Below are 12,581 nucleotides of genomic sequence, written 5' to 3' on the forward strand. Positions count from 1 at the left end.
TGAATCTTCTGTTTCATTTTTGCTGCCAGATGGATGGCCGATATTTAAAAGACGCGGTTTTGCGTTTAGAATCATAAGACTGTATTTGGGGGATAAGATGACGACAGCAACCAGCCTGAACGAACTGCAGCAGCAAATCCGCGATCGCTACGATAGCCTGAGCAAGAGGCTGCAGCAGGTCTCCCGCTACGTGCTGGACAACACCAACAGCGTGGCCTTTGATACGGTTGCCGTCATTGCAGAACGCGCCGACGTGCCGCCCTCGACGCTAATCCGCTTTGCTAACGCCTTTGACTTCACCGGCTTCAACGAAATGAAACAGCTGTTTCGCATGAACCTGGTAGAGGAGACCGCCAGCTACAGCGACCGCGCCCGGCTGTTCCGCGAGATGGAGAGCGAGGCCGTGCCGGAAACGCCGCTCGATATCCTGCAGGAGTTTGCCCGCTCGAACGCGCAGGCGCTGCAGCAGCTGGCCGCCCGCGCCGAGCCGGAGATGCTGGAGCGCGCGGTACAGCTGCTGGCCGACGCCGACACCATCTACATCGCCGGACTGCGCCGCTCCTTTAGCGTCGCCGCGTACCTCACCTATGCCCTGAGCCATCTGGAGTGCCGCCCTATCCTGCTCGACGGCATGGGCGGGATGCTGCGCGAACAGATCAGCCGCATTAAGGCGCGCGACATCGTGGTGTCGATCAGCTTCTCGCCGTACGCGGAAGAGACGGTGATGGTCAGCGAAACCGCCGCCAGCGTCGGCGCGCGGCAGATCGTGATTACGGACAGCCAGATAAGCCCCCTGGCGACGTTCAGCGACCTCTGCTTTGTGGTGAAAGAGGCGCAGGTGGATGCGTTCCGGTCACAGTCAGCAACGCTGTGCCTGACGCAGTCGCTGGTGGTGGCGCTGGCGTATCGGCTGGGTGAAGGGAAATAGGAAAATAAAAAACCCCCTGCACGGGCAGAGGGTTTTGGGTTAATTCAGAGGGAAATTATTCCCACTCAATCGTAGCCGGTGGCTTACCGCTGATGTCATACACCACGCGGGAAATACCATTCACTTCGTTGATGATGCGGTTAGACACACGTCCCAGGAAGTCATACGGCAGGTGCGCCCAGTGCGCAGTCATGAAGTCGATGGTTTCCACTGCACGCAGGGAAACAACCCAGTCGTACTTACGGCCATCGCCCATGACGCCGACGGAGCGAACCGGCAGGAACACGGTGAACGCCTGGCTTACCTTGTTGTACAGGTCAGCTTTGTGCAGCTCTTCGATGAAGATCGCGTCCGCGCGACGCAGCAGATCGCAGTACTCTTTCTTCACTTCACCCAGCACGCGCACGCCAAGACCCGGGCCCGGGAACGGGTGACGGTAGAGCATGTCGTACGGCAGACCCAGTTCCAGACCGATCTTACGCACTTCGTCTTTGAACAGCTCGCGCAGCGGTTCAACCAGGCCCATCTTCATCTCTTTCGGCAGGCCGCCCACGTTGTGGTGAGATTTGATAACGTGCGCTTTACCGGTAGCGGAAGCCGCAGACTCGATCACGTCCGGATAGATGGTGCCCTGCGCCAGCCACTTCACGTCTTCCAGCTTGAGCGCTTCTTCGTCGAACACTTCCACGAACACGCGGCCGATGATCTTACGTTTTGCTTCCGGATCGTTCTCGCCTTTCAGCGCGTCCAGGAAGCGCTGCTCGCCTTCCACGTGAACGATGTTCAGACCGAAGTGGTCGCCAAACATGTCCATAACCTGCTGGGCTTCGTTCAGACGCAGCAGACCGTTGTCCACGAAGACGCAGGTCAGGTTTTTGCCGATGGCGCGGTGCAGCAGCATCGCGGTCACGGAGGAGTCTACGCCGCCGGAGAGGCCGAGGATCACTTTGTCATCGCCAACCTGCTGGCGGATACGCTCAACGGCGTCGTCGATGATTTTTGCCGGGGTCCACAGGGCTTCACACTGGCAGATGTCGCGCACGAAGCGCTCCAGCATACGCATACCCTGACGGGTGTGGGTCACTTCCGGGTGGAACTGCACGCCGTAGAAGCGTTTTTCTTCGTTCGCCATGATGGCAAACGGGCAGCTTTCGGTGCTGGCAACGGTAACGAAGTCGGACGGGATGGCGGTAACTTTGTCGCCGTGGCTCATCCACACGTCCAGCAGCGGTTTGCCGTCTGCGGTCAGGGAGTCTTCGATACCGCGCACCAGCGCGCTGTCGTTAACCACTTCAACCTGCGCATAGCCGAACTCGCGCTCGCTGGAGCCTTCTACGTGGCCGCCCAGCTGCATTGCCATGGTCTGCATACCGTAGCAAACGCCAAATACCGGCACGCCAGCTTCGAACACGTACTGCGGCGCACGCGGGCTGTTCTCTTCGGTGGTACTTTCCGGGCCGCCGGACAGGATGATGCCGCTTGGATTGAATTCGCGAATCTGTGCTTCCGTGACATCCCACGCCCACAGTTCACAGTAAACGCCCAGTTCACGTACGCGACGCGCCACCAGCTGAGTGTACTGAGAACCAAAGTCCAGGATGAGAATGCGATGTTTATGAATGTTTTCCGTCATTGACGCTAATTCCGAGGCAAGTGAAACAAAAACAGAGCGCCCGGCAGAAGCCGGGCGCGGAAATTAATCAGGAGCCCAGACGGTAGTTCGGGGACTCTTTGGTGATCGTCACGTCGTGAACGTGGCTCTCCTGGATACCCGCACCGCTGATGCGTACGAATTCCGCTTTAGTACGCAGCAGGTCAATGGTACCACAGCCGGTCAGACCCATACAGGAGCGCAGGCCGCCCATCTGCTGGTGAATGATCTCTTTCAGACGGCCTTTATAGGCAACGCGACCTTCGATACCTTCCGGCACCAGTTTGTCTGCGGCGTTATCGGTCTGGAAGTAACGGTCAGAGGAGCCTTTGGACATCGCGCCCAGGGAGCCCATCCCGCGGTAAGATTTGTAAGAACGGCCCTGGTAGAGTTCGATTTCACCCGGGGATTCTTCGGTACCGGCCAGCATGGAGCCTACCATTACGGCAGCTGCGCCCGCTGCGATCGCTTTCGCGATGTCGCCAGAGAAGCGGATACCGCCGTCAGCGATAACCGGAATACCGGTGCCTTCCAGCGCTTCAACCGCGTCAGAGACCGCGGTGATCTGCGGAACGCCCACGCCGGTCACGATACGCGTGGTACAGATAGAGCCAGGGCCGATACCCACTTTCACCGCGCTGCAGCCGGCGTCAGCCAGCGCACGAGCGCCTGCGCCCGTCGCCACGTTACCGCCGATGATCTGCAGGTCAGGGTATTTGGCACGGGTGTCACGGATACGCTGCAGAACGCCTTCGGAGTGGCCGTGAGAGGAGTCAATCAGCAGGACGTCAACGCCCGCAGCAACCAGCGCGTCAACGCGCTCTTCGTTACCGGCACCTGCGCCAACCGCAGCGCCGACGCGCAGACGGCCATGCTCGTCTTTACAGGCGTTAGGCTTACGTTCTGCTTTCTGGAAATCTTTAACGGTGATCATGCCGCGCAGGTGGAAGTTGCTGTCAACAACCAGCGCTTTTTCAACACGTTTTTCGTGCATTTTTGCCAGCACCACGTCGCGGGTTTCACCTTCGCGAACGGTAACCAGACGCTCTTTTGGCGTCATGTACACGCTAACAGGCTGGTTCAGGTCAGTCACGAAACGCACGTCACGACCGGTAATAATACCAACCAGTTCGTTCTCTTCGGTCACCACCGGGTAACCGGCGAAGCCGTTACGCTCGGTCAGGGCTTTCACTTCGTGCAGGGTGGTGGTTGGCAGAACGGTCTGTGGGTCAGACACGATGCCGGATTCATGCTTCTTCACGCGGCGAACTTCTTCTGCCTGACGTTCGATGGACATGTTTTTGTGGATAAAGCCAATGCCGCCTTCCTGTGCCAGGGCAATAGCCAGGCGCGCTTCAGTCACGGTGTCCATTGCCGCAGAGAGCATAGGAATGTTCAGGCGAATGGTTTTCGTCAACTGCGTGCTGAGGTCGGCAGTATTCGGCAGAACGGTGGAGTGAGCGGGAACGAGGAGGACGTCGTCAAACGTCAGTGCTTCTTTAGCGATACGTAGCATGGGCAATATCTCTGACCTGGGTGGTTAAATATTGCCGTGGCATTATACAGAGCGTAACCGATTGCATCTACACTTTTTTATAAAAAAGCTTGCGATTGCCTCTCAGCAGGTTACTATCGACTGAATAACTTGCTGATTTAGAATTTGATCCCGCTCACATGTTATCCTCTCAATCCCCCTCAATTTATACCGTCAGCCGCCTGAATCAGACGGTGCGTTTGCTGCTTGAACAGGAAATGGGGCAGGTCTGGATCAGCGGTGAGATCTCTAACTTCACGCAGCCGTCCTCCGGTCACTGGTACTTTACCTTAAAAGACGACACCGCCCAGGTGCGCTGCGCAATGTTCCGCAATAGCAACCGTCGCGTGACGTTTCGCCCTCAGCACGGCCAGCAGGTTCTGGTTCGCGCCAATATCACCCTGTATGAGCCGCGCGGCGACTATCAGATTATCGTCGAGAGCATGCAGCCTGCGGGCGAAGGCCTGCTGCAGCAGAAGTATGAACAGTTAAAAACACGGCTTTCTGCCGAGGGGCTGTTCGACCAGCAGTACAAAAAGACGCTGCCCTCCCCCGCCCACTGCGTTGGGGTCATCACCTCGAAAACCGGTGCTGCACTGCACGATATTTTGCACGTCCTGAAGCGTCGCGACCCTTCCCTGCCCGTCATCATCTACCCGACCGCCGTGCAGGGTGAAGATGCGCCGGGCCAGATTGTGCGCGCCATTGAGCTGGCGAACGCGCGTCAGGAGTGCGACGTCTTAATCGTCGGACGCGGCGGCGGCTCGCTGGAAGACTTGTGGAGCTTTAACGACGAGCGCGTGGCGCGGGCAATCTTTGCAAGTCAGATCCCCGTGGTGAGCGCCGTCGGCCACGAAACGGACGTAACGATCGCCGATTTTGTCGCGGATCTCCGCGCGCCGACGCCGTCCGCGGCGGCGGAAGTGGTCAGCCGCAACCAGCGGGAGCTGCTGCGTCAGATTCAGAACGGCCAGCAGCGTCTTGAGATGGCGATGGACTACTACCTCGCCAACCGGACCCGGCGCTTTACCCAGCTTCACCACCGTCTACAGCAGCAGCACCCGCAGCTGCGTCTGGCGCGTCAGCAGACCGTTCTGGAACGTCTGCGTCAGCGCATGAACGTTGCGGTGGACGCGCAGCTTAAGCGCGCGATATCGCGCCAGCAGCGCGCGACCCAGCGCCTGAACCAGCAGAACCCGCAGCCGAAAATTTATCGCGCGCAAACGCGAATTCAGCAGCTGGAGTATCGTCTGGCGGAAACTATCCGTGCGCGACTGAGCACCACCCGCGAACGCTTTGGCAATGCGGTGACCCACCTTGAAGCGGTTAGCCCCCTCTCCACGCTGGCGCGCGGCTATAGCGTGACGACGGCGACGGACGGCAAAGTGCTGAAGCAAACCAAACAGGTGAGTACAGGCGATGTGCTGACGACGCGCCTGTCAGACGGCTGGGTAGAAAGCGAAGTGAAATCAATTAAACCGGTGAAAAAAACGCGTCAGCGTAAAACCGGATAATTCTTCGCCGGTTACTTACTATACTGCTGCTATTCCCTTTTTTAATAAGGAGAGCAGCATGACCCATCTTAATAGCGTTATTCCGCCGTATATTCTTCGTCGTATTATCGAAAGCGGTTCCGAACCGCAGCAGCGCTGTGCCCGCCAGACCTTAACCCATGTCCAGACGCTGATGGCACATATGCCCGGCAAACCCGCTGCGCCGCACGTGAATAAAGCCGGGCAGCTTGAGCGTGATATTTACGACGCGAAGCAGACTCAGGAACTACCAGGTACGCAGGTGCGTTACGAAGGCCAGCCGTCGAACGGCGATATAGCGGTGGATGAGGCCTACGAGTATTTAGGTATTACCCATGATTTCTTCTGGAAAGAATATCAGCGCGATTCGCTCGATAATAAAGGGCTTATTTTAACCGGCACCGTTCACTATGGCCGGGAATATCAGAACGCCTTCTGGAACGGACAGCAGATGGTATTCGGCGACGGTGACGGGGAAATATTTAACCGCTTTACCATCGCCATAGACGTCGTGGCGCACGAGCTGAGCCACGGCGTGACCGAGACCGAAGCCGGGCTTATCTACTTTGAGCAGTCCGGCGCGCTGAACGAGTCGCTGTCGGACGTGTTTGGCTCACTGGTGAAGCAATACCATCTGAAGCAAACCGCCGATAAAGCGGACTGGCTGATTGGTGAGGGATTACTGGCAAAAGGCATCAACGGCAAAGGGCTGCGCTCGATGTCTGAACCGGGCACCGCCTACAACGATCCGCTGCTCGGCAAAGACCCGCAGCCTGCACACATGAAAGATTTCATCAAAACGCGTGAGGATAACGGCGGCGTGCATCTGAACTCCGGCATCCCCAACCGGGCATTTTATCTGGCGGCAACGGCGATCGGCGGCTACGCCTGGGAAAAAGCGGGTTATGCCTGGTACGACACGGTTTGCGATCGCAATCTGGCGCAGGATGCGGATTTTGAGGCCTTCGCAAAACTGACGATCGCGCACGGAGAGAAACGTTCCGGCGGAGACGTGGGGGCGGCCATTAAACAAGCCTGGGAACAGGTGGGAGTGTTGTAAATGCAGGTTCCGGAACTGACGGATGACGCCGTTGTTGAGCTGGCCCGGGAAGGCGGCGTCGCTTTTATTCCCAAGCTGAGCGGACAGCGCACCATCGCGCTCTCCTCGCTCAATGAGGCCCAGCGCCAGCGCCTGGTAAGCATCCTGGAGCAGGCCTTTCCGCGCGGTCAGCCGCCGGGACAGGCCTCGTCACCCGGCAGCGGCGACCAGCGCTATTTCCGCATCCAGATTATCTGGACCGGGCAAAATCAGGCGCACTACGCCGATATCATCGTGTTGGTACCGGAGCAGGAAGCGCCCGAGTCGCTGGTCGAGCTGTGGCAGAAAGGCGAAGGATGCGTGTGCGATTAACCTTCGGCCCGAACGAACTCCACGCGTTTTTTAGAGATAAGGCCGTGGCCGTTCTGGCAGAAATAATCCACCGCCCCGCAGGCTTTTAAGACCTGGAGTGGCTGATGGCACTCCGGGCAGCGGGCTTCAAGCACAATATCTTTATTACAGCTTTCGCAGTGTGCCACCCCGTTCAGGGGCTCAAGCGGTGCCCGGCAATCCGGGCAGGTAATCGTCATATTCTCTCCTGTTGGGTTTTATCGGGGCAAGATAACTGCCCCGCCAGGGTGAATTTTATCAGGCTTCAGTTGCCGGTTTAGTCTGCGCATTTTCCAGCATGCGGCGTACCGGAACAATGAGGACGATCAGTACCGCAGCACAAATCAGCAGCGCGATGGAGCAACGCGCAAAGAGATCCGGCAGCATATCAAGCTGGTCGGCCTTCACGTGGCCGCCAATCAGACCCGCCGCCAGGTTACCCAGCGCGCTCGCACAGAACCACAGCCCCATCATCTGGCCGCGCATTCTTTCGGGCGCAAGCAGCGTCATGGTCGCCAGGCCAATCGGGCTTAGACACAGTTCGCCGAGCGTCAACATCAGGATGCTGCCCACCAGCCAGAACGGCGATACGCCCGCCCCACCGCTGCTCAGCACGTTCTGTGCCGCCAGCATCATCAGGCCAAAGCCCGCTGCGGCACACAGAATACCGATAACAAACTTGGTGATGCTGCTCGGACGAATGTTCATGCTCGCCAGCTTCGGCCACGCCCAGCTGAACACCGGTGCCAGCAGGATGATGAACAGGGCGTTGATTGACTGGAACCACACCGCCGGGATTTCGAAATCGCCGATCATGCGGTTAGTGTAGTCGTTGGCAAACAGGTTGAACGAGGTTGGCTTCTGTTCAAACGCGGACCAGAAGAACGCCGCGGAGATCAGCAGAATAAAGCAGACCAGCAGCCTGGCGCGCTCTTTACGGTTCAGGCCTGCAAAAACAAACAGATAAATAAAGTAGAGGGCAACGGATGCCGCAATCACGTAGACCAGCACGCTGGCTACCGCGACCGGGTTAATCACAATCACGCCCTGCGCAATCAGCGTCACGAGCGTTGCCACGCCTGCCGCCTGCCGCCAGCGCCAGTAGCCAAACGCCCACGCCGTTACGCTTCACCACCGGGCTGTTCCAGGTAGAGTCGAGGCCAACTTCTCCGTCATAGCGTTTCATGGCCGGAACGGCAAACACGCGGAAGATAATCAGCGCTACCAGCATCCCGATACCGCCAATGCCAAAGCCCCAGTGCCAGCCGTGGGTTTTAATCAGCCAGCCGGAAATCAGCGGCGCGATGAACGAGCCCATGTTGATGCCCATGTAGAACAGCGAGAAACCGCCGTCACGACGCGCGTCGCCTTTTTTATACAGGGTACCGACCATTACCGAGATACAGGTCTTAAACAGCCCGGAGCCGAGCACGATGAACATCAGGCCGATAAAGAACAGGTTGTTCCCCATCACCGCCGAGAGCGCAATCGACAGGTGACCGAGCGCAATCAGAATCGAACCGTACCAGACGGCTCTCTGCTGACCGAGCCAGTTATCCGCCAGCCAGCCGCCCGGCAGCGCGGCCAGGTACATGGTACCGGCAAAGATACCGACAATCGCCGAGGCGTTTTCACGCGCCAGGCCCATCCCGCCGTCATAGACGGTGGCGGCCATAAACAGGATCAGTAACGGACGAATGCCGTAAAACGAGAAACGCTCCCACATCTCGGTGAAGAACAACGAACCGAGCGGATACGGGTGGCCAAAGAACGTTCGGCTCTCTTTTTGATTAACAGTGGATTGCATAATTCTCCCGAAAGGTATGTCGTCGTGCTTGTAAACACCAGCAGGTACGCCGGCCAGTTACGTATCTGGCCGATTTTTTACATGCGGCGAAAAGTTAGTTAACCATTTGATAACCAGGCGCTAGTTTTGTCTAGTACCGGACCCTGGACTTTAAGATGAAAATTCGACGATTGTCTACTTTCTTAGATTTAAACATGGTTAAAAGTGAATAGTGATTGACTTCACACAGAGAAAACCGGCGGTATGATTGGGTAAAAAAAAGCCCGCGATATTCGCGGGCTTTCGTGAGAGCAGCAAAGCTTATTTGCTTTTCTTAATGTGTTTGATCAGGCGCTTACGCTTACGCATCTGGTTTGGCGTCAGGGTGTTGCGCTTGTTGGCGAACGGGTTTTCCCCTTCCTTAAACTGGATACGGATAGGCGTGCCCATCACGTCCAGCGATTTACGGAAGTAGTTCATCAGGTAGCGCTTGTAGGAGTCCGGCAGGTCTTTCACCTGGTTGCCGTGGATCACCACGATTGGCGGGTTATAACCACCGGCGTGGGCGTATTTCAGCTTCACGCGACGACCGCGCACCAGCGGCGGCTGATGGTCTTCCGCAGCCATATTCATGATACGGGTCAGCATGGCGGTGCTCTGACGACGGGTGGAGCTGTCGTACGCTTCGCGCACGGATTCGAACAGGTTACCCACACCGCTGCCGTGCAGCGCAGAGATAAAGTGCACGCGGGCAAAGTCGATAAAGCCCAGACGGAAGTCGAGGGTCTCTTTCACCTGCTCGCGCACTTCGTTGCTCAGGCCATCCCACTTGTTGACCACTATAACCAGTGAGCGCCCACTATTGAGGATAAAGCCGAGCAGAGAGAGGTCCTGATCGGAGATCCCTTCGCGTGCGTCGATGACGAGCAGCACTACGTTAGCATCTTCGATCGCCTGCAGGGTTTTGATAACGGAGAATTTCTCCACCACATCGGTGATTTTCCCGCGCTTACGCACCCCGGCGGTGTCGATGAGAACATATTCACGCTCATCGCGCTGCATCGGGATGTAGATGCTGTCGCGGGTGGTGCCCGGCATGTCATAAACGACCACGCGCTCTTCGCCCAGAATACGGTTAGTAAGCGTAGACTTACCTACGTTTGGACGACCGACGATAGCCAGCTTGATCGGCAGATCCTGCGGGTTGAAGTCGTCTTCAGGCTCTTCTTCTTCGCCCTCTTCTGCGTCTTCAAACTGCGCCCAGTATTCAGCGTCTTCGTCCACCTCTTCCGGCGGGTTCACTTCGTCAACCCACGGCAGCAGAACGGTTTCCAGCAGGCTGGTAACGCCACGGCCATGCGATGCCGCAATCGGGTAGATTTCACCCAGGCCCAGAGACCAGAAATCCGCGACGGCCTGATCGGCATCGATGCCGTCGGTTTTGTTAGCCACCAGGAAGGTTGGTTTTTCGCGTGAACGCAGGTGTTTAGCGATAGCGGAGTCCGCCGGCATCAGGCCAGCGCGCGCATCCACCATGAACAGCACCACGTCCGCTTCTTCAATCGCCAGCAGCGACTGTTCCGCCATGCGGGTTTCCACGCCGTCTTCTGTTCCGTCAATACCACCGGTATCAATACAGATGAACTCGCGTCCTTCCACCTCTGCACGACCGTACTTACGGTCACGCGTCAGCCCCGGGAAATCCGCAACCAGCGCATCACGGGTGCGTGTTAAACGGTTAAAAAGAGTGGATTTTCCAACGTTAGGGCGCCCGACAAGCGCGACCACAGGTACCATGTTTGAAGCCTCATAAAATTCAAAATAACGTCGCTTTCGCGGCGTTTTTAAAAATGTCAAAACGGCTCCTGAGTGAACAGGAGCCGTTTAGTATACTACAACCGCCGGGTAATTAACGCGTGATCGCGTACAGCGTGCCGTCTTTTGCCTGAATCAGCAGTTTGCCGTCGGCCACAACCGGATCGGTCAGGAAACCAGAGCTGTCGACTTTTTGCTGCGCAACAAAGCGGCCGTTATCCGGATCGATCCAGTGCATATACCCTTCGCTGTCGCCGACAACCAGGCTACCGTTGTACAGCGCCGGTGCGGTCAGGAGACGGTGCAGCAGGTCGCTTTGCGTCCACAGCGTTACGCCGCCTTCGGTGCTCAGGGCCAGCAGACGGTCGTTCTGGTCAACCATATAAATACGGTTACCCTCAACGATGAAATCGTTCACCGAGCCCAGCTCACGTTTCCACATGATCTGGCCGCTGCGCAGATCCAGCGCGGTCAGGTTGCCGTTATAGGCCAGGGCGTAAACCACACCGTTAACGATAACAGGCGTTGTATCCACGTCGCTCAGACGGTCAATTTCCGTTGAGCCAGTGGCCTGAGAGATACGCTGCTGCCAGATCATCTGGCCCTGCTGCATCAGCACTGCACTCACGCGACCGTTATCACCGCCCACAATGGCAGCACCAAATGCGGTAGCCGGGGCAGATTCGCCGCGCAGAGAGAGCGCAGGCATATCCAGGTTAACGGTCCATTTCACCAGGCCGTCCGCTTCGTTCAGCGCCTGCAGCTGGCCGTTGCTGGTATGAATCAGCACCAGGCCGTCGCTCACCACCGGACGAGACAGGGATTCACCCGCCACGGTTGTTTGCCAGGCAATGGAGCCGTCGCTGCTGTTCAGCGCATAAACCTGCGCTTTTTCGCTACCCACGTAGACGTGGCCACCGGCAACGGTCAGACCGCCAGAGAGCAGTGCAGGTTTACGGGAGAACCAGCCGTCTTTTTCCGCCAGGTTAACGGACCATACTTCCTTCCCGTCATCGGCGTTCACCGCTTTCACGGTACCTTTGCGGTCAGCGGCATAGACAACGCTGTCTGCATACGCAGGATGAAGGTTGGAATAGAAATCACCAATCCCATTGCCCACGGAGACATCCCACGCGGTGGATGGGGTAAACTGGTTTTCAACCGTCGGCAGTGGGGACATTTTCACAACGTCTTCTTCGCCACTGAACAGTGAACAACCACTCAATAACGTAACAGAAAGCAGTCCTGGCAGAAGTAATTTACGCAATTGCATCGGGTCCCTCTCAGACGGACAAATTATTTATTTTCATCTGCATCATTTCGCTCAGCGCAGGTGAAGCATTGCTCTCTACGCCAGCTTGCCACGCTTTACGCGCGCCCGCTTTGTCACCTTTGCTCAGCAGTGCTTCACCGCGCAGATCGGCAACGATGGCAGCAAAGCCTTCGCCTTTGATGGTATCGAGCGTTTTCAGCGCATCGTCAGCTTTCTTCTGCTGAACCTGAATACGTGCCAGGCGCAGATTGATCACCGCTTTCAGGTTTTCATCACTGGCGGCAGCAAGGCCCTGAGACAGCTGTGCAGCGGCTTTATCCAGTTCGTTCTTATCAACGTACTGCTGAGCCACTTCCAGCGCAGCCAGTGCACCGTAGGTGTTTTTGTTGTCAGCCGCAAATTTTTCTGCCGCCGTCAGCGTTTGCGGCTGATCGGCACGAATTGCGCTCACGGTGTTTTCATAGGACAGGGACGCGCCGCGCGCGGAATCCGCCTGATGATTGTTCCAGTAACGCCAGCCCACCAGCGCACCGACACCTAAAATAACCCCAACAACCAGCGCTTTGCCGTTTTCAGCAAAGAAGCGTTTAATCGCGTCGACCTGATCGTGTTCGTTCTCGTAAATTTCCACGC

General features: G+C 57.2%; 10 protein-coding genes and 1 pseudogene. 4 read left to right on the top strand and 7 right to left on the bottom strand.

What is annotated here, in order from left to right:
- The first annotated feature begins 97 nt into the window (after nt 1–97).
- Nucleotides 98–928: a MurR/RpiR family transcriptional regulator gene (locus tag ACWYRJ_RS01825; protein WP_223580173.1), complete on the top strand. Its 831-nt coding sequence runs from the start codon at nt 98–100 to the stop codon at nt 926–928.
- A gap of 55 nt (nt 929–983) precedes the next feature.
- Here the strand turns inward: ACWYRJ_RS01825 and guaA are convergent, their stop codons facing one another.
- Together guaA and guaB are read right to left on the bottom strand one after the other, a co-directional pair.
- The gene (gene guaA / locus ACWYRJ_RS01830; RefSeq protein WP_045371072.1) at nt 984–2,561 is read right to left on the bottom strand and encodes a glutamine-hydrolyzing GMP synthase; all 1,578 of its coding nucleotides are present in this window, start codon (nt 2,559–2,561) and stop codon (nt 984–986) included.
- Between the two features lie 67 nt (nt 2,562–2,628).
- The gene (gene guaB / locus ACWYRJ_RS01835; protein ID WP_008502128.1) at nt 2,629–4,095 is read right to left on the bottom strand and encodes an IMP dehydrogenase; all 1,467 of its coding nucleotides are present in this window, start codon (nt 4,093–4,095) and stop codon (nt 2,629–2,631) included.
- 158 nt (nt 4,096–4,253) lie between these two features.
- On the opposite strand from guaB, the gene xseA reads away from it, so the two are divergent.
- From xseA to ACWYRJ_RS01850, 3 genes are read left to right on the top strand one after another with little or no spacing between them, the layout of a single operon-like run.
- Entirely contained in the window at nt 4,254–5,627 is a 1,374-nt protein-coding gene (gene xseA, locus ACWYRJ_RS01840) for an exodeoxyribonuclease VII large subunit (RefSeq protein ID WP_455507312.1), read from the top strand.
- 58 nt (nt 5,628–5,685) lie between these two features.
- Nucleotides 5,686–6,705 carry a M4 family metallopeptidase gene (locus tag ACWYRJ_RS01845; protein ID WP_455507313.1) on the top strand — a complete coding sequence of 340 codons (1,020 nt, stop codon included), beginning with the start codon at nt 5,686–5,688 and terminating at the stop codon, nt 6,703–6,705.
- Nucleotides 6,706–7,056 carry a protealysin inhibitor emfourin gene (locus ACWYRJ_RS01850; protein ID WP_006811517.1) on the top strand — a complete coding sequence of 117 codons (351 nt, stop codon included), beginning with the start codon at nt 6,706–6,708 and terminating at the stop codon, nt 7,054–7,056.
- Here ACWYRJ_RS01850 and ACWYRJ_RS01855 read toward each other — a convergent pair.
- From ACWYRJ_RS01855 to ACWYRJ_RS01875, 5 genes and pseudogenes are all read right to left on the bottom strand, one after another.
- Complete coding sequence (locus ACWYRJ_RS01855; protein WP_248174874.1) at nt 7,053–7,274, bottom strand: zinc ribbon domain-containing protein; 222 nt, start codon at nt 7,272–7,274, stop codon at nt 7,053–7,055. The genes ACWYRJ_RS01850 and ACWYRJ_RS01855 overlap by 4 nt on opposite strands.
- Nucleotides 7,275–7,332: 58 nt before the next feature.
- Nucleotides 7,333–8,881 (bottom strand): annotated as a pseudogene (locus ACWYRJ_RS01860) (peptide MFS transporter).
- A 300-nt stretch (nt 8,882–9,181) separates the two neighbouring features.
- Complete coding sequence (gene der, locus ACWYRJ_RS01865) at nt 9,182–10,657, bottom strand: ribosome biogenesis GTPase Der (protein WP_455507314.1); 1,476 nt, start codon at nt 10,655–10,657, stop codon at nt 9,182–9,184.
- Between the two features lie 112 nt (nt 10,658–10,769).
- Nucleotides 10,770–11,948, bottom strand: coding sequence for an outer membrane protein assembly factor BamB (bamB, locus tag ACWYRJ_RS01870; protein ID WP_008502135.1), 1,179 nt, complete (start codon nt 11,946–11,948; stop codon nt 10,770–10,772).
- Nucleotides 11,949–11,958: 10 nt separating this feature from the next.
- Nucleotides 11,959–12,579 carry a YfgM family protein gene (locus ACWYRJ_RS01875; protein WP_047173886.1) on the bottom strand — a complete coding sequence of 207 codons (621 nt, stop codon included), beginning with the start codon at nt 12,577–12,579 and terminating at the stop codon, nt 11,959–11,961.
- Between the last annotated feature and the right edge of the window lie 2 nt (nt 12,580–12,581).

This window comes from Enterobacter sp. (assembly GCF_977039595.1).